The sequence below is a fragment of the Micromonospora sp. NPDC004704 genome (assembly GCF_053601675.1).
Genome location: NZ_JBSGCD010000003.1, coordinates 354,483 through 371,113 on the forward strand (window position 1 = coordinate 354,483; position 16,631 = coordinate 371,113).

Here is a 16,631-nt window from a genome sequence, read left to right on the forward strand (position 1 = left end):
GACGCGCGGTCAGCGGTCCTCCGCCTCCGGTCGCGCCATCTTCCGGGCGTGTTCGGTCTTGAACCGTTCGATGAAGCCGGGTAGCTCCCGTTCGACGAAGGCGTAGAGGTCACGGGTGTAGACGAGCCGGTCGGTGAGAGGTGACTGTTCGCCGCCGAGCAGTTCGATGCCCCGGTCCATCAGGTGACGGAAGAGACGGAACCGTTCGGATTCGGCGACCCGGGTGAACCCGTCGGGCATGAGCTCCCAGGCGATGCCGCGCCGACCCGGGTTGGCCACCTTCCGGACCAGGCCGGTGCTCTCCAACATCCGGATCCCGGTGCTGACCGAGCCCTTGGACAGCCCGGTCATCTCGGCGATCTCGGTGGCGGTCGCGTAAGCCGGGTCGCAGATCAGGAGCCAACCGAGGACCTTGCCGTACGCGGGTGGCAGGCCCAGGCCGGTCAGCACGACGCCGGCGTCCTCGACGTAACGACGTTCGGGGGAGAACTCGACCACGGATCCCTCGCTTGTTCCCAATGTTCAAAGACTTGCAAACTAACCGTACGGCGACCCGTCCAGCCCCCGCCCCACCCGCGCCCGCCGGAAGTCGCACCCACCGAAGACTCCGACACACCCCGCCCGGCCTGCTCATGATCGTTGCGCGCTCACCTGTCGGATCGGCGGCTCGGAGAACAGCTCAGCGCGCAACGATCATGGACGTGACCTTGGCGATAAGAGCGCGGTAGGTGGTCTATGCGCGGGTACCGTCCTGCCCATGGCGCAGATCGGCGACCCAAACGCGGCCCCCGCCGGTGACGGTGGGGTGGCCGGTGAGGTGGTGCGCCGGATCATGCACGTGTCCGGGGCGATGCGGCACTTCATGGACCTCGACCTGGCCGAACTCGGGCTGACCCCGGCGGTCGCGAACGCCCTGCACGAACTCGACCCGGACCGCCCCCTGCCCGCCCGCGACCTCGCCGAGCGGCTCGACTGCGACCCGTCGAACATCACCATGCTGGTGGACAAACTGGAACGCCTCGGACTCGTACGCCGCCAGGTCGACCCGGCCGACCGTCGGCTGCGCACCCTGGTCGTCACCGACGAGGGCCGGGACGTACGCGAGCGGGTCGGGCGGATCATGTCGGACTCCCGACTCCTGGCCGGGCTCACCGCCGACGAGTTGGCCACGCTGCGCACCCTGATGTGGAAGGTTTCCGACGGCGGCTGTCCGGAAGAACCCGCACTGGGCTGATCGGCGCGCCACATCCGCAGCGCGGCGACCGTGTCTGAGTGGTCAGTGGTGGCAGAAGTCGGTAATGCTGTCCGACGTGACCACCCCTCAAGATCTCGACGATCGGTTCCGGGAGGCGGTCGGCGGTCTGGTCGTACCCACCCCGGTACGCTCGGCCGACGGGCCGGTCCGCGACGGCGCCACGCTCACCGGCGTACGTGCCATGGAGCTGTTCGACGCCCAGCTCACCAGCCGGCACCTCGACCTCGCCGCGCGCTGGCTGCGCAGCTTCGGTGAGGGCTTCTACACGATCGGTTCCGCCGGCCACGAGGGCAACGCCGCGGTGGCCGCCGCCGTACGCGCCACCGATCCTGCCCTGCTGCACTACCGCTCCGGTGCCTTCTACGCGGCGAGGATGGCCCAGGCTGCCGCCGTACCGGCGTCGGCGGGTGACGGTGACGGGTCGGACGAGGCGTCGAGCAGGGTTTTCGGTGATCCGATCGCGAACGCCGCTCGCGACGTGCTGCGCGGGATCGTCGCCTCGGTCGAGGAGCCGATCGCCGGTGGCCGGCACAAGGTCTTCGGCAACGCCGCGCTCGACATCATCCCGACCACCTCCACCATCGCCTCCCACCTGCCCAGGGCGGTCGGGGTCGGGTTCGCCGTCGAACGCCTGCGCCGGGGCGCGGCCAGCCCCGCCGCCCGGCACCGGGGCGGCAACCCGAGCCGGCTCACCGACGCCCGTACGGCCGCTGCCGAGGCACGAGCGGCCTGGCCGGCGGACGCGATAGTGGTCTGCTCGTTCGGGGACGCCTCGGTCAACCACGCCAGCGCCACGGCCGCGTTCAACACGGCGGGCTGGTGCGACCACACCGGCCTGCGCATTCCCGTACTTTTCGTGTGCGAGGACAACGGGCTCGGCATCAGCGTCCGCTCACCGGACGGCTGGGTGGCCGCCGCACTGTCCGCGAAGCCCGGCATCCGCTACTTCTCCGCCGACGGCTGCGACCTGGCCCAGGCGTACGACGTGGCGAGCGAGGCGGCGGCATGGGTACGCCGGCACCGGCGCCCCGCCGTCCTGCACCTGTCCACGGTGCGGCTGATGGGACACGCCGGGGCGGACGCCGAGGTGGCGTACCGGCCGGCGAGCGAGTTGCAGCGGGACCTCGGACGGGACCCGCTGATCGGCACCGCCAAGCTGATCGTGGAGGCGGGGCTCGCCACCCCGGAGCAGGTGATCGCGCGGTACGACGCGGTCGGCTGGCAGGTCCGCAAGGTGGCCGAGGAGGTCCTCGGCGAGGCCAAGCTGACCACCGCCGCCGACATCGTCGCCCCGCTCGCCCCACGCCGCCCCGTACGCGTCTCCCGTACGGTCGCCGAGGCGGGGACCTGGGGGGCGGGACCGGGGGCCGCCGCACGGGCTGCCGCGTTCGGTGACCGGCTACCCGAGGCGGCGGGACCGCTGACCCTGGCCCAGACCATCAACGCCGCCCTGGCCGACGGGATGCTCGACTACCCGGGGATGACCGTCTTCGGCGAGGACGTCGCCGCCAAGGGCGGGGTGTACGGGGTGACGAAGGGGCTGCGGGACCGGTTCGGCGCCTCCAGGGTCTTCGACACGCTCCTGGACGAGACGAGCGTGCTCGGGCTGGGGCTCGGTGCCGGGCTGGGCGGGATGCTGCCAGTGCCGGAGATCCAGTACTTGGCGTACCTGCACAACGCCGAGGACCAGTTGCGCGGCGAGGCCGCCACCATGCAGTTCTTCTCCAAGGGGGCCTACCGGAACCCGATGGTGGTACGCGTGGCGGGGCTGGCGTACCAGGAGGGGTTCGGCGGGCACTTCCACAACGACAACTCGGTTGCCGTACTCCGGGATGTTCCCGGTCTTGTGCTCGCGGTGCCGTCGCGGCCCGACGACGCCGCGCCGATGCTGCGCTCGTGCCTGGCCAGTGCCGCGGTCGACGGGACGGTCTGCGTGTTCCTGGAGCCGATCGCGCTCTACCACACCCGTGATCTTTATTCCGAGGGCGACGACGAGTGGTTGGCGCCCTACCTGGGGCCGGGCGGCTGGGCCAGCGGACATGTGCCGATCGGCCGGGCCAGGGTCTACGGAGTGGGGTCCGCCGAAGACATCACGATCATCACTTTCGGTAACGGCGTACGCATGTCCCTGCGAGCCGCCTCCCGGCTGGCCGAGGAGGGCATCGGGACGCGGGTGGTGGACCTCCGGTGGCTGGCCCCGTTGCCGGTCGCGGACATCTTCCGGGAGGCTTCCGCCACTGGTCGGGTGCTGGTCGTGGACGAGACACGCCGGTCCGGAGGGGTCGGTGAGGGCGTGGTCGCCGGCCTGGTGGATGCTGGATATGTGGGTGTTGTGCGACGCGTTGCGGCAATTGACTCGTTTGTACCCTTAGGTCCGGCCGCGCGCGAGGTGCTGGTGTCCGAAGATGCCATTACCCAGGGTGCCCGTACGCTGCTGGCACGGTAAATTCGCATCCACTCGGTGCGCCACTTGCGCCGAGCCGAACAACTGTGTGGACTCTGCCCTACCGGCACCGACTGGTGCCGGGTTGTAGCTGAGATGAGGAGGCACGCGACAGTGAGCGCGACCGCTGGTCAGGCCGCCGACGGAGTACGGAGCCTGGCGGACCGGTTCGGCATCGAGCCGGGCATGGTCGTCATGGAGATGGGTTACGACGAGGATGTCGACCAGGAACTCCGTGACGCCCTGACCGACCGCTGCGGAGAGCTGGTCGACGAGGACACCGACGAGGTGGTGGACGCCGTACTGGTCTGGTACCGGGACGGCGACGGCGACCTCTTCGAGCTTCTCGTGGATGCCCTCGGCCCACTGGCCGACAACGGCGTGGTGTGGCTGTTGACGCCCAAGGCTGGACGTGACGGCCACGTCGAGCCCAGTGAGGTGAGTGAGTCGGCACCAACCGCCGGTCTCCAGCAGACCTCCACGATCAACGCCGGCAAGGACTGGAGCGGGGCCCGTCTGGTCCTGCGCCGGGGAGCCAAAGTGAAGAAGTAGCGTCACCACCCAGTGCGGAGAAGGCGGGGTGCCGGTCGGGGGAGACCGGTGCTCGGTTGATCCGCGTGCCATTCGCGACAGGAGCCGATCCATGCCGATCGAGGTTGGTGCCGAGGCGCCCGACTTCGTGCTGAAGGACCAGAACAACCAGGAGGTACGCCTCTCGGACTTCCGGGGACGGCGGACCGTACTGCTGGTCTTCTACCCGCTGGCCTTCTCCGGCACCTGCCAGGGCGAGCTGTCCGAGGCACGCGACAACCTCGGCGAGTACGTCAACGACAACGTCCAGTTGTTGACGATCAGCGTCGACTCGGTCTACAGCCACAAGGTCTGGTCCATCGAGCAGGGCTACGAGTTCCCGCTCCTGGCCGACTTCTGGCCGCACGGCGAGGTTGCCCGGGCGTACGGCGTCTTCAACGACGTCAAGGGGTACGCCAACCGGGGCACCTTCGTGATCGACAGGGCGGGCGTGGTCCGCTTCGCCGAAATGAACGCCCCCGGCGAAGCCCGCGACCAGGCAGGCTGGCGCAAGGCGCTGGCCGCGGCCACCGCCTGACCAGGGCCTTGACGTGGTCTTGGAAGGTTCCCCGCGTGGGGATGCGGGGAGCTTCCAAGATCTCAACCCCGGGGTACGCCGCCTCAGGTGACCCGGAACCACGCGGCAGGGTAAGCTTGCCGCCGCCGGACGCTGCACGTACGAGCGTTCCGGGCGCGTAGCTCAGTGGGAGAGCACTCGCCTTACAAGCGAGGGGTCGCAGGTTCGAAACCTGCCGCGCCCACCCCGTCAGGGAGGGTCCCGACCGATCGATCGATCGCGCTGTCGAAATCTTGGTCATACGGCGGTCTGAAGCTCTGAACCTGCCGCAGGTGCTGCTTCGAATCCCATTCTATGGGTCCCAGCTCAAACTGGATCGGGCGTTTCCGTCTACTCAAGGTTCAGGAAAGCATGCATCCCTTAGCGTGTTGACAAGTTCAGACCACTGCTCCGTGGACTCGCTGAATGAGGCCGAAGTTCGCATGCTCACTATGGATACGGTGAGAGTGGCAATGGCAAGGGCAACAGAGGCGAGAAGCAATCTCCGGTGTTCTTTTTTCCAAACTACCTCATTGCTCTGTCGTTCCGAAGTAGTTACTTTCGTGTCTGCGAGTTGATCAGTTGGAGTGATTTTGGGTGGTGCTCCCTCTGTGATCACGCTGAAACTCAATCGTGTCCCCCGCTTCAATAACGAAGGTTCGATGAGAATCCTATCTTCGTGTGCTAATATGCGCACGAATGGATCTAGTTGTGCCGTCGCGGTAAGGGTAGTAGTCGTTCCAAAATCTAGAGCGAATGGAGCGCCCCGGTCAAAGTCGCTGGACCTGATGTCGTGCCTACCGGAGACGTGAAATTCGACGTGCGTTAAAAATGGAGATATTAGAACCTTGTTATCTAGCTCGACCAGAAGCGAGACTCGCTGCGACGAGGGTCCCGCTATGAGGGGTGCTGGGGTCACCCATTGGACGCGTAGTTCTCGTTTTCCTGGGAAGAGCGCTGCGCGGCTGTACCCAATGGCAATAACCGCAACAAGAATGCCGATACTTGACATGATTAGTGTCACAAGATTGAAGGACTCGCCGGTTAGTGCGTTCGTTGCCATGGGCACCTCGGGAAAGCTGAAAAGATTGTGACTCGGTAGATTAAGGCTTGGCGTCCCGGTTGAACGCCGATAGTCCTCCTGGCGAGCAGTCGTATTATGGCCAGCGATGCGGTCGTGGAGGGGTACCGGGCTCTTTCGGCAATTCGATCATCACGCGGCCGATCGTGGGCTGATTCAAGCGGCGTAACATCAACCGGGATAACGGGATGACGGGGGTGTGTCACGATTCCGGGTCGTCGTCCATACCCGCGAGTTGATTGGATAGGAGTACCACGACAACGGCCGCTACCGACATGGCTGGCGGTCATGTAGTCGCATTCGAGGCCACTGCACGTATGTGTCCTGGAGTGTCGCCTAAGGGGGTGGTATAGCCGTCTCAGCGTATGACAATGCGATTCACGTATCTAGCTGCTGACTGTCGGGTTCAGGACAGCCCCTGGTCTGCGGTGACTTCCTGTCATGCCCACTTGGCAATCTGTGACAGTGACAACGACACCTCAGCCTCGCGCCAAGGGCGCTGGCGAACGAAAGAGCCTTCCTCCAGCGATGCTGGCGGCGCTGTGGGCGGTGAGTAACGGTCGGTGCTACGCACCTGGCTGCGTGATGCCGGTAGTTTTTGAGGTTCGACCGGGCACGTACCAAAAGAATGCGCAGGTTTCTCACGTTTACGGAGTCAAACCTGGGGCGGCACGCTACCGGCCTGACATGCCCGCCGAGCAGCGTGACTCCTTCTCTAACCTGCTGCTGCTCTGCTTAGGGCATCACGAGGAGGTCGACGGGGACGAGCGACGCTACCCAGCGGCGATGTTAAAAAAGTGGAAAATCGATCACGAGGGTGGGGACAAGTCTGTTCTGGACCGGTTGACCGTACTCGACACCGATGCGCTGCTGAAATTGCTCACCGAGATTGCGACCCCACCTCTGGAACGACTTGAGGCAGTCACAAAGAGGCTTGAAGAAACCGGCACAGCAACCGCAGAGACAGTGGCGGAGCTCAAACGGATCATCGCCGCGATGTCTACATCGGAGGGAGGTATCGACGCGAGGACGGCTCGAGTCCTTGCACTCTCGGCCGAAGTGTTCGGTGCGGCTAGCTTTGAGAGAAGTGCAAGGGCGCTTGGCCTCGCGGCTGATGTATTGCCAGGCGTAGTTTCGCGAATGGAGAGCGCTGCTGGCAGGATGTCGCAGTTCTACTAGGCATTACGTGGAGCAGGGTGGGAAATGCTGGGTGCGTTTGGCAGATCTCACCCTGCTCGCGTCTTCGGACAGGATGAGGCGTATAGGTCTGCCGCGATCTGCTGTTGTCGATCGTGAATCTGGTCGCCGGAGGGACCAGTTGTTGACGAGTGCCTGTATATGGCAGGTGAAGCAAGGGAGAAATGAGCGACAGTGCGGGTCACATACTTTACCGCTGCGCTGTTCCCGTTTCGGGCTCACCCGCCTCATCGCGAGCCGCGGTTCGTCGGCGCCGATGCCGAGCAACGTCAGCTCTGCTCCGCTCGGTAGACGGGGCGTTGATGTTCGCGGTGACGATGGCCGAGGTGTGCTCGTCCATCGTGGCCCGTCGTAGACCGATCCAGCCGGCTTGAGATCATCGCCTACCTTCGCAAGCTTCTCGCTCGTCAACGCTGACGATGATGCCGGACGGTGGCGTCGCCTAGAACACGGATAAGGGTGTTGGGTGACCAACTGGGTGACGACGGCCAGGAATAAGGACGGGCGGCGATGGACGCTGGAAGACCCTGGCGGGCGCCAACGCTACTGTCTGCCCAGCTATCGGTCAGTGATGATTGTTCAGATCGAAGGGGTCGTTGGTCTGGCTCGGCCTGCCTTGAGTGCGGGCCAACGATCTCTCGGGTGATGATTATTCGGTCCTATTAACACTGGTTACCTGGAAAGTGGTGTCTCCTACTAGATCGTCCTGAGTCAGGACTTGCGGGCCCGTGTAATCGATCACTGCATCGTCAGAAATTTCTTGCAGTGGGCCGTCCCAAGTTATGAGACCTCGCACCCTGAGAAAGATTAATTGTCCGACGAGCGCCGTGATGCTGATTTTGTTGAAATAGTGGCTGAGCCGCAAGCGCCGGAAGGCCAGGGGTCCGTTGCGCACAATATTGATGATCGATCGGCGTAGGTTGATAGTCTCCGCCTCCCATGCTCCACTGAGCTTCGAATTGGTCAGGGCCCGATCGACTGTGGGGGCTATCTCCGATCGAAGTGTGCTGATTTGAGTCTCGGTCACTCCGATGCGGTTCGAGATCGCGTCTATTTCCTTGAGGATGGCCTCTTTTACGGCGCCGAATTCCTCGGTGGGTTGCCCATCCTGTGAGCCTTCTGTTTTCTCAAGAATCGAGGACGGAACTTGTGCCCGCCAAACATGCGCCCGCATGTCTGTAACGGTGTCTTTCATGATCGTAAAGGTATCAGAGTACATCGTGCCAAAGAGGGCCTCCAGTCGCTTAACGCTCGCCGAGATCTCCTCTGCACTTCGTTGGGAACGTTGAGCCTCGCCGTTACTAAGCCTGTAGAAAACGATGGAGAGCCATAGAGCGACAATGGCGAGAACAGTCGAAACCGCAGCACTAAAGAGATTGAGTACATCCGTTATGTCCAACTCTTCGCCCTCTGCTCGATTGGTTGCGGTCCCATCTTCTATCGCATCTAGTGCCGTGCAACCCAAGCCTGTCGCTTATCTGACATGCCAGGAACAACGTTCCGTGTCAGAGCCGTGCTCGATGCGGCGGTAGCCACGGGCTCGGTTGCGGTCGACCGCGAACGTCGTCACCGAGACGCGGACCGGCCGGTCGGCGGTGAAGCCGGTTCGGATGTAGTGCAGGACCGGCGTGCCCGGTTGAGTCGAAGCATGCTGACCTCGTCAGGCGTGGGCATGGCTTGCGACCAGTTCGTCTTCGGCTCCGAGCTGCTGATAGCCGCGCTCGGCGAGTAGCCGCGTCGTGCCATGGGGGATGTCGCGAGGTGACAGCGTTTCCGGCACGCTCTCGCAGAGATCCATCGGGTAGTAGCTTGATTGCACGGATGACGGCTGGCCGTTGAGCCGGCGGATGCAGCGGCGTACGGCGACTGTGGAGTCAGCCTCGACACCGAGCCGTTCGGCGATCGCGGCGGAGACGGCCTCGATCCGTAGCTCGAAGTCTTGCGTCGGCTCGTGGCCTTGAGCGCGGACTTCACCGAACCAGGCGTCCGACTCGGCCCACAGTCCGTGCGGCATCTCGGCGCGGCTGGCGTGGTAGGTCAGGGTGACTCGTTCGCGGATGACCATGCCGCCGGCTCGACCTGGGACGGATTCGACCAGACCTTCGTTGAGCAGGAGGGCGGTCGCGAGGCGGACGGTGTTGCGGGAGACGCCGTACTGGTCTTGGAGCTGGGTCTCGGTCGGCAGCTTGTCGCCTGGGCTGAGTTCGCCGGAGATGATCCGCTTCCGAAGTCGCCCAAGGGCTCAGTCATCGAGGGATACCTGCATCTGGTAGGTGAAGCCGGGGGACAGACGAGAGACAGTGCGGGTCACGACGTACTCGACCGGTGTGCCGTCGGTGTTTCGGCTCAGTCGTCTCATCACGATCAGGGGTTCGTCGGCGTCGACACCGAGCAGTGTCCGTTCCGCCTCGGTCGGTTGGCGGGCGGTGATGTTTTCGGTGACGGTGGCCGCCGTGTGCCCGAGCTGTGCGAGCACGGCGATTGCGCCGCCCCGGATCTTCCAGTTCTCGGCGAGCCGGGTGCCGCTGGCCAGCCAGAACGGGTAGTAGGAGTCGGCCAGCTCCACGGGTTGGTCGTCCTCCTGGATCAGCCGGCGCCGGACCACGGCTTGATCCTCCTCGCCAAGGTTGAGGGCGGTGCGGATGGGCGCTTCGGGGGTTAGTGTCTCGACGCCCAGGAGTTGTTGGGTGCCGGTACGGCCACGAGCGGCAGCCTCGTTGGCCCACGCGTCGCCGGCTCCCGGCGTGACGTAAGGGTCGGACGTGCTGGTCCAGCGCGGCGGGGTGGTCATCGGATCCACCTTCGGATATGCGAGTAGCTGCTTGTCACCGACCCGCTCGTTCGACCTCCTGGAGCACGAGGCCCAGGGTCTGTGAGCGCCGATCTGCTGGCAGCGCTGCCCAGGCCCGCCGTGCGTGCGTGATGCCTCCGGCCTTGTCGCCAGCCTTGGCCATCATCAGACCTCTGTGCAGCTCGATATGCGTCGCGAAGCGGGTCAGAGCCGCTGGCCGCAGTCGATCGGCTTCGTCCTGCGCTTCGGCGCCCGGACCGACGATCCCGAGCCGGGCGTAGAGCATCGAACGGAAGGTGGCCATACGCCACGCCGGCACTGCGAAGTCCGACACCAGCTCGTCGGACGCGACCCGGTCGAATACCCGCTTCGCGTCCTCGTCCGAGGAAACCGCCCCGGTCAGGTCGCCTCGTCCGGCCGCGACGTGTGCCCGCGCCATCAGTGCGTTGAGGCGCCCGAGCGAGGGCGCGTCAGACAGTCCGATCGCCTCGTCCGAGTAGCGCTTGGCGACGGGCAGTACGGCACCTTCGTACGCGAGGGCGATTGCGGCTCGGCCCCGGACCCATACCCGTACGCCAAGATCTTCGGAGCGGTCGGCGGCTGTTGCGGCGAGGTCGTACCACCTGATTGCCTCGCGTGGATCCTTCGTGGTCTTGCCGTAGACGGCGAGCGCCCGTGCCGCGTTCGCCCACATCACGGGGGTGTCGAGGTGCTGTTGCATGACCACCAGGTCGCCGGCGAGCCGGCTTTGAAGGGCGTCGGCGCCGATCTCCATGTAGTCGCGGCCGTACTGGGCGACTCGCTCCCGCCAGTCTTCCTCGGCGCCTCGTCCGACGAGCGCGGCGCTGAAGCCGGTTCGGATCAGCTCACTGGCCGCGACGGGGCCGACCAAGCCTGCCGCGAGCACCTGCCTTCGATTCACGTCCGCGTCTCCCAACGGTCGCGCGTAGGCGAGCACGACATCGTCCGTCGCGGTCCGGCGTCCTGCCTCGACGTTGCTCAGGTGCGTTGCCGAGTAGCAGGAGCGGGCCGCGATGTAGGCCAACGTGACGCCGGCCTCGGTTCGAGCTTGCCGTAGCTGGGCGCCGAGATCGCTCACCGGGTGCCCCTTCTTGAAAGGTCCTGAAAGCATCGATTGCCTTCCGAGCGTGATGCTGCGCTCACAAAACTGAGCGTAGCCCGACCGCTCTGGACCGTCCGTCATGGACCCGGATGAGGCGAGCGGGACGCGAGCAGGCTGACATCAATCTTCCCCGATATCGGCCCGCTCCCCAACGCTGAGGAGGTGCCCGGATGCGCTTCACCCGCCGCTGGTGGCGATATTTTCGATCATGGTCGGATGGTGACTCTCCGTCGCAGCCGCGAACCATTCGAAGAGGTTCGTTCAATTCTTTGAAGTGGTCCCGAGCCGCTACCTCAAGTGGTGCCGTTGATCGGGTGGGGCCGGCAACCCAGTACGGGGGTCGGTCCGGTGGTTACCTGAGGGCGGCTGTCCCGGATGGTGCCGAGGCGCTGCCCGTACGCGGTGACGAGCCGGCCGACTCGACGCGCACCCAGGCCCGGGTGAGGTGGCCGGAGAACCGTGGGTCGCACTGGCGGTCGGTATGAGTGAGTCGAGTCCGATCCGCCTCACCTACAGCCGGTCGCTCTGGCCTGCGCTGATGCAGCAGGCGCGCAACGTTGTCGCCGCGCACGAGGGCGGCAGGTTGTGTGACTACTGCATCGAGCCGGGTGACTGTGGGCGGCTTCGGGGTGCGCACAGCCGTCTGGCTGATCCGGAGATGCTGGCCGCCGAACAGGAGGACCGGTCGTGAGCGGGCTTTACGGCGTACGTCGGAATCACGCCGAGTCGGACGTGGCGCTGCTTCGGCCGCGGCATCGCGCCGACGGGCCTCGTGCCGCACAGCCTGCCCGGACCCGCCCGACGGGAAGGTTCCGCCGCTGGTGGTGTCGCCTCTGGCCGTGGGCGGTGCGGCGGAGTGTGCCGCTGCCGGCCGCGTCCGGGCGCAGCGCGGTGCCGCCTCCGGGGTGGGCGGCGGCGCCGACCATGCACTCCGGGCCGTTGCTCACCTACGGCCAGCAGATCGGTTATCGGGTACGCCGCCCAGGCGGTGACCGCCGATGAGCGAAGTTTCCCCGGCTCAGCCCTACGGGGACGAGCAGCCGACGGTGGTACACCTTTGGACGTTGACGGGGTATCGGCCGGGGACGCCCCCGCCCATCGTCGGACCGGTCGAATGGTGACGCCGACCGGGGGGACCTCGTCCAGCGGGCTGCATCTGCCGCTCCGGCCGCTGTGGATCTGCCGGATTGACGCCTACCCTTGGCCGTGCGCGGATGCGCGACTCGACCTGACGAGCGGCTACCGCGGCAAGACGATCAGTTTGACCCTCTTCCTCGCCTCCCAGTTCGTCGAAGCGCTCAACGACCTGAACACGATCGACCCGGCCCTCGGACCGCCACCCGACCCACGTGCGCTGTACGAGCGTTTCATCGGCTGGGTTCCGGCAAGGCGTACGCGATGAGCGGGCTGATCAAGGTGACCGTCAACCTGACCCCGGCGGCCGAGGCGGCACTGACCAGGCTCGGCGAGGTGCACGCCAACTGGACCGACGCGGTCAACTTCGCGTTGCGGTTGGCGTCGCTGATGGCCGACCTGGCGCCCGAAGGACATTTCACGATCGTCCAGCCGGACGGTACCCACGACCGCGTACACCTGATCTAGCGGTCCCAGTATCAGAGTTTGCCCTGCTTGCGCGTGCATCGCGTACGCGCACCGGACACGACGGAGTCACCGTTTGATGAGTCACCACCCGGAACCGGTCAACGCCGACGCCATCCGAGCGTCGGCCGACCTGACCTGGCAGCAGCACCAGGCCGGCGGCAACTCCTGGCACCCCGGCACCTGCCGGCAGTGCACACCGGAAGGGTGCCCCCAACTGAACTGGGCAACCGCCGTACGGGCCGCCGGCCCTGCCTCTTCGGAATAGCCTGCTTTGCCACGCTGGGCGGGACTCGGCGGGGGCGGTTCGGAGTTGTACGGTTCTTACCAGCACGTTTGTGACGGGGGAGGGGCGGATGGCCGAGGAGATCACGTTCGAGGACGTTGCCCCCGTGGTGCCCGTGCTCGACCTGGACGCGGCGCTCGATCGTTACCGGCGGCTGGGCTTCACCGCCCACCCCTACGAGGGCGGCGAGCGGTACGGGTTCGTCGAGCGCGGCAACGTGTCGCTGCACCTGACGGAGTGGGCCGAACACGATCCCCTCCGTACGGCATCAACGGTGTACCTCTACGTCTCCGACGCCGACGCCCTGCACACCGAATGGGCCGGGTCGGGTGTGGAGGGGCGCCTGGTCGAACCGCGCGACACCCCGTACGGCCTGCGGGAGTTCGCCTTTGTCGACCCGGACGGAACCCTGCACCGGGTCGGCTCCCCGCTTCCGGGACGGTAGCTTTCCCTGCCTCCGCCTAACCGACCTTTGTCATTTCCCACCGTTCGCTGCCACTGTTCATCTTCAAAAGACCAGAACCCGACAATCGCAACCGTACGGGGTACCAGCGACCGTCGGTGAACATCTGCCGCCCCCGGATATCCTTCCGGTTGAATTCCTCGACCACCAGAATCGTCTGGCCCGGACCGAAGTATGACGGTGCGTTGGTCACGGTGCAGATACCGACGCCATTCCTGAGCCGGAACGCGTACTCGCCCACGCCCCGCGGTCGCCCCGATCGCCAGGCCCATTCGCCGTTGTACCGACCGTCGTCGACCCCGCGGGCTTGACCGGGGTGACCGCTGAGCTGCGCAGGGTCCAGGAGAGCGGCGGACGACCCGCGACCCACCCTGAGCGCCCAGTAGATGGCGAGGACGGCGAGGGACCCTGCCACGAGCCCGTCCCTGCCGGCGCCGGGCGGGGCCACGGACGGGGCGAAGAACAGCACGAAAAGCGCAGCCACGTGCATGCCGAGCGCCCAGAAGCCCAGGAACCGGCCGAAGACCGCACCGAGGATGCGGCCGAGGAGCCTGTCCATTCCTGGTACGGCAACGTGCACCATAAGAAAGATGAGCATAAGGACGAAGCCGCCACCGGCGGTGAAGACCGCTCCCGCCACGGCGGCGGACCCGAAGACCTCAATGTAATCCGACATTTGATATCTCCCGCTCGCCGGAGGGGCATCGTAAGTGCGCGGGTCATTGCGTCGTATCAATGGTTCGGTAATCAGATACTAGCGATACCAGGCCGCATTGAAAGGTACGGACGGGCCGTACGCGGCGGCAGGGTGGGCGAAGCCGTCAGCCGATCAGCGGGGCGTGGACGACCCGTCGGCGCGGAACACATCGACTGAGGTGGACGGGCGCTCCCGTCGGCCGGGCGCGGCAGACGTTGCGGGGGGCGTACATCACCAGGCGGGTACGTACATCGAATTTGATGTAAGAGATTGACGCGTTACACGGCCCGGCGGGTTGGTCCGGGGGTGGCCCGGCTTGAAGTTGCCGTGATCGTTGCTCGCTCAGGCACGTCGCTGGCGGCGTGTGACGTGCGTGAGGGAGCAACGATCATCGGACCGGGACGGTCAGAGGTTGGTGAGGCTCTCGGCGGCGTCGCTGTAGCGGCCACCCTGGACCTGGATTGTGGACGCGGCGCTGTCGATCTCGGCGAGTTCGTCGGGGGACAGGTCGATGTCGGCGGCGGCCAGGTTCTCGTCCAGCCGGTGCGGCTTGGTGGTGCCGGGGATCGGGACGATCCACGGCTGCTGCGCCAGGAGCCAGGCCAGGGCGATCTGGCCGGGGGTGGCGTTCTTGCGCTGGCCGATGCCGGTGAGCAGGTCGACCACGGCCCGGTTGTGTTCGAGGGCGTCCGGCGCGAACCGGGGGATGCTGCTGCGGATGTCGTTGCTCGGGTCGAAGCTGGTCGACGCGGTGATGGTGCCGGTGAGGAAACCCCGGCCGAGCGGGCTGAACGGCACGAAGCCGATGCCCAGCTCCGCGCACGTGGCCAGCACGTCCTCCTCGGGGCGACGCCACCACAGCGAATATTCGCTCTGCACGGCGGCCACCGGCTGGACTGCGTGCGCCCGTCGGATCGTCCCGGCGGCCGCCTCGGAGAGGCCGAAGTGTTTCACCTTGCCGGCCTCGATCAGCTCCCCGACCGTGCCCGCGACGTCCTCGATCGGCACCTGCGGGTCAACCCGATGCTGGTAGTAGAGGTCGATGGTGTCGACCCCGAGGCGGCGCAACGAGCCCTCGACGACCTTCCGGATGTGATCGGGGCGGCTGATCACCCGCCCGGTCGACTTGACCTCGACCGGGTCGATGTCCCAGCCGAACTTGGTAGCGATCACCACCTGGTCCCGGTACGGCGCCAGCGCCTCACCGACAAGTTCCTCGTTGGCATACGGGCCGTAGACCTCGGCGGTGTCGAAGAAGGTCACGCCACGGTCCACGGCACCGCGGACCAGGGAGATCATTTCCTGTCGGTCGGGCCGGTCGCTGTATCCGCTGCTCATACCCATGCAGCCGAGACCGATGGCGGAGACCTGTGGGCCGCTGGTGCCGAGGGTGCGCTTGTCCATGGTTCAACACGGTAGTAGGCCGCGCGGGTCGCCGGGAGGGTCCGGCAGGGCCTCCTGGCAGGGGCTCCGACCGGGCATAGGACCTAGTTGATATCCGAAGGACATTCACGATTGACCGGCCGGACGGTTCCGTCGGGCGCACGTACACGTTTTGATCGAGGGTAGCGCGATCGTCACTAAAAGGAGTGGAGTCATCGCCATGAGCCGCAACCAGGAGCCGATCAACGCGGGCGTGATCCGTGCGTCCGCCGACCTGACCTGGCAGCAGCACCAGCCCGGTGGCAACAGCTGGCAACCCGGCACCTGCCGGCAGTGCACCCGTGACGGTTGCCCCCAACTGGCCTGGGCGACCCGCGTACGCGCCAGCGGTGTGGCGGCACAGCGCAACGTCGGGTGAGCGGCCCGCTCCCGATCGCCGCTGTCCGCAGCGGCGGGAATGACAGACCCGCGTGCGAGGGTCCAGGCCCGAACCGCACAAGCGCCAAACCCCGGGAGTACGAAGTGAGCGTGGCCGGTCCGCGTGACGCCGCCGTGCGGCTGTTGTTCCGACAGTACGTACGGCCGGTGATGGCCGCGCACGGTGTGGGCGGCAAGGGGAGGACGTACCGGCGCTTCGCGGACAGCGGTGACGCGGTGGTGGTCCACTTCCAGAACATCGCGCTGGTGCCACGGCCCTGGTTGAGCTGGATGAGGAAAACCGAGGAAGACTCCGACCTGCGAGATCCGTACGCGTCGGAAGGCGTGGTCGAGACGCGGCTCTGGCATCCCGGCGGTGATCATCAGTGGTCGATCGGCTCGGTGGAGGCGGTGCACACCCACGGGCCGGTGCTGGCGGACTTGCTCTCGGAGCAGCTCGGTGAGTTCGTCGCCCTGCTCGACCGGGACGTTTTCGAGGAACGCCTGCGGGCCGACGCCGACCTGCCCGATCGCAGCCGTCGGGAGGCGGCGCTGGTTGTCCTGCTCACCGAGAAGGGGCCGGCACCGGAACTCGAAGCCTTGCTCGCGGATTTTTACGACAACGGCAGCGGCTTCCCCACCTGGGCGTGGGAACGGGCGATCGGGGTCGGATCCGGTCGACGCCTCCGGGCGGCGGTGGCCGAGGTTCGGGCCGCGGGCGAGTAACTCGGTTCGGACGTACATCGTCTTTGATGTACGTACATCAAAGA

At 66.0% G+C, this 16,631-nt stretch carries 19 protein-coding genes, 1 tRNA gene and 1 pseudogene; 13 read left to right on the plus strand and 8 right to left on the minus strand.

Going from position 1 to position 16,631, the window contains the following annotated elements:
• Nucleotides 1-9: 9 nt before the first annotated feature.
• Nucleotides 10-498 (minus strand): GbsR/MarR family transcriptional regulator, encoded by a 489-nt coding sequence (locus tag ACWEFB_RS05930; protein WP_452282633.1) that lies wholly within the window; start codon nucleotides 496-498, stop codon nucleotides 10-12.
• A gap of 259 nt (nucleotides 499-757) precedes the next feature.
• On the opposite strand from ACWEFB_RS05930, the gene ACWEFB_RS05935 reads away from it, so the two are divergent.
• The 6 genes from ACWEFB_RS05935 (at nucleotide 758) to ACWEFB_RS05960 (ending at nucleotide 7,084) form a co-directional block, all read left to right on the plus strand.
• Nucleotides 758-1,234, plus strand: coding sequence for a MarR family winged helix-turn-helix transcriptional regulator (locus ACWEFB_RS05935; protein WP_452282635.1), 477 nt, complete (start codon nucleotides 758-760; stop codon nucleotides 1,232-1,234).
• Between the two features lie 202 nt (nucleotides 1,235-1,436).
• On the plus strand, nucleotides 1,437-3,701 hold the full coding sequence (locus ACWEFB_RS05940; protein ID WP_452282791.1) for a transketolase C-terminal domain-containing protein: 2,265 nt from the start codon (nucleotides 1,437-1,439) through the stop codon (nucleotides 3,699-3,701).
• A gap of 111 nt (nucleotides 3,702-3,812) precedes the next feature.
• The gene (locus ACWEFB_RS05945) at nucleotides 3,813-4,250 is read left to right on the plus strand and encodes a DUF3052 domain-containing protein (protein WP_326556520.1); all 438 of its coding nucleotides are present in this window, start codon (nucleotides 3,813-3,815) and stop codon (nucleotides 4,248-4,250) included.
• Nucleotides 4,251-4,341: 91 nt separating this feature from the next.
• Complete coding sequence (locus ACWEFB_RS05950; protein WP_452282637.1) at nucleotides 4,342-4,806, plus strand: peroxiredoxin; 465 nt, start codon at nucleotides 4,342-4,344, stop codon at nucleotides 4,804-4,806.
• A gap of 151 nt (nucleotides 4,807-4,957) precedes the next feature.
• Nucleotides 4,958-5,029, plus strand: a tRNA-Val gene (locus ACWEFB_RS05955).
• Nucleotides 5,030-6,592: 1,563 nt separating this feature from the next.
• Nucleotides 6,593-7,084: a hypothetical protein gene (locus tag ACWEFB_RS05960; RefSeq protein WP_452282639.1), complete on the plus strand. Its 492-nt coding sequence runs from the start codon at nucleotides 6,593-6,595 to the stop codon at nucleotides 7,082-7,084.
• A 667-nt stretch (nucleotides 7,085-7,751) separates the two neighbouring features.
• Here ACWEFB_RS05960 and ACWEFB_RS05965 read toward each other — a convergent pair.
• The 5 genes and pseudogenes from ACWEFB_RS05965 to ACWEFB_RS05985 form a co-directional block, all read right to left on the minus strand.
• Nucleotides 7,752-8,297 (minus strand): hypothetical protein, encoded by a 546-nt coding sequence (locus ACWEFB_RS05965; RefSeq protein ID WP_452282641.1) that lies wholly within the window; start codon nucleotides 8,295-8,297, stop codon nucleotides 7,752-7,754.
• 465 nt (nucleotides 8,298-8,762) lie between these two features.
• Nucleotides 8,763-9,167, minus strand: coding sequence for a UTRA domain-containing protein (locus ACWEFB_RS05970; RefSeq protein ID WP_452282643.1), 405 nt, complete (start codon nucleotides 9,165-9,167; stop codon nucleotides 8,763-8,765).
• 18 nt (nucleotides 9,168-9,185) lie between these two features.
• Nucleotides 9,186-9,323 (minus strand): annotated as a pseudogene (locus tag ACWEFB_RS05975) (winged helix-turn-helix domain-containing protein); the annotation flags it as partial.
• Between the two features lie 21 nt (nucleotides 9,324-9,344).
• Nucleotides 9,345-9,893, minus strand: a complete 549-nt coding sequence (locus ACWEFB_RS05980) for a UTRA domain-containing protein (RefSeq protein WP_452282645.1) — start codon at nucleotides 9,891-9,893, stop codon at nucleotides 9,345-9,347.
• A gap of 34 nt (nucleotides 9,894-9,927) precedes the next feature.
• Nucleotides 9,928-10,992 (minus strand): helix-turn-helix domain-containing protein, encoded by a 1,065-nt coding sequence (locus ACWEFB_RS05985; RefSeq protein WP_452282647.1) that lies wholly within the window; start codon nucleotides 10,990-10,992, stop codon nucleotides 9,928-9,930.
• 505 nt (nucleotides 10,993-11,497) lie between these two features.
• On the opposite strand from ACWEFB_RS05985, the gene ACWEFB_RS05990 reads away from it, so the two are divergent.
• The 5 genes from ACWEFB_RS05990 to ACWEFB_RS06010 all read left to right on the plus strand — a co-directional run bounded on the left by ACWEFB_RS05990 (nucleotide 11,498) and on the right by ACWEFB_RS06010 (nucleotide 13,346).
• The gene (locus ACWEFB_RS05990; protein ID WP_452282649.1) at nucleotides 11,498-11,707 is read left to right on the plus strand and encodes a hypothetical protein; all 210 of its coding nucleotides are present in this window, start codon (nucleotides 11,498-11,500) and stop codon (nucleotides 11,705-11,707) included.
• A 423-nt stretch (nucleotides 11,708-12,130) separates the two neighbouring features.
• Nucleotides 12,131-12,418: a hypothetical protein gene (locus ACWEFB_RS05995; RefSeq protein WP_452282651.1), complete on the plus strand. Its 288-nt coding sequence runs from the start codon at nucleotides 12,131-12,133 to the stop codon at nucleotides 12,416-12,418.
• Entirely contained in the window at nucleotides 12,415-12,618 is a 204-nt protein-coding gene (locus ACWEFB_RS06000; protein ID WP_452282653.1) for a hypothetical protein, read from the plus strand. The genes ACWEFB_RS05995 and ACWEFB_RS06000 overlap by 4 nt, the downstream gene beginning before the upstream one ends.
• Before the next feature lie 76 nt (nucleotides 12,619-12,694).
• On the plus strand, nucleotides 12,695-12,883 hold the full coding sequence (locus ACWEFB_RS06005; RefSeq protein ID WP_452282655.1) for a hypothetical protein: 189 nt from the start codon (nucleotides 12,695-12,697) through the stop codon (nucleotides 12,881-12,883).
• Nucleotides 12,884-12,971: 88 nt separating this feature from the next.
• Entirely contained in the window at nucleotides 12,972-13,346 is a 375-nt protein-coding gene (locus ACWEFB_RS06010; protein WP_452282657.1) for a bleomycin resistance protein, read from the plus strand.
• A gap of 16 nt (nucleotides 13,347-13,362) precedes the next feature.
• Here ACWEFB_RS06010 and ACWEFB_RS06015 read toward each other — a convergent pair whose 3' ends face one another.
• Complete coding sequence (locus tag ACWEFB_RS06015) at nucleotides 13,363-14,040, minus strand: hypothetical protein (RefSeq protein WP_452282659.1); 678 nt, start codon at nucleotides 14,038-14,040, stop codon at nucleotides 13,363-13,365.
• Nucleotides 14,041-14,466: 426 nt separating this feature from the next.
• Nucleotides 14,467-15,465, minus strand: coding sequence for an aldo/keto reductase (locus ACWEFB_RS06020; RefSeq protein WP_452282661.1), 999 nt, complete (start codon nucleotides 15,463-15,465; stop codon nucleotides 14,467-14,469).
• 199 nt (nucleotides 15,466-15,664) lie between these two features.
• Here ACWEFB_RS06020 and ACWEFB_RS06025 point away from each other — a divergent pair, with 199 nt between their 5' ends.
• Nucleotides 15,665-15,862: a hypothetical protein gene (locus ACWEFB_RS06025; protein ID WP_452282663.1), complete on the plus strand. Its 198-nt coding sequence runs from the start codon at nucleotides 15,665-15,667 to the stop codon at nucleotides 15,860-15,862.
• A gap of 110 nt (nucleotides 15,863-15,972) precedes the next feature.
• Entirely contained in the window at nucleotides 15,973-16,587 is a 615-nt protein-coding gene (locus ACWEFB_RS06030) for a hypothetical protein (protein ID WP_452282665.1), read from the plus strand.
• Nucleotides 16,588-16,631: the final 44 nt, after the last annotated feature.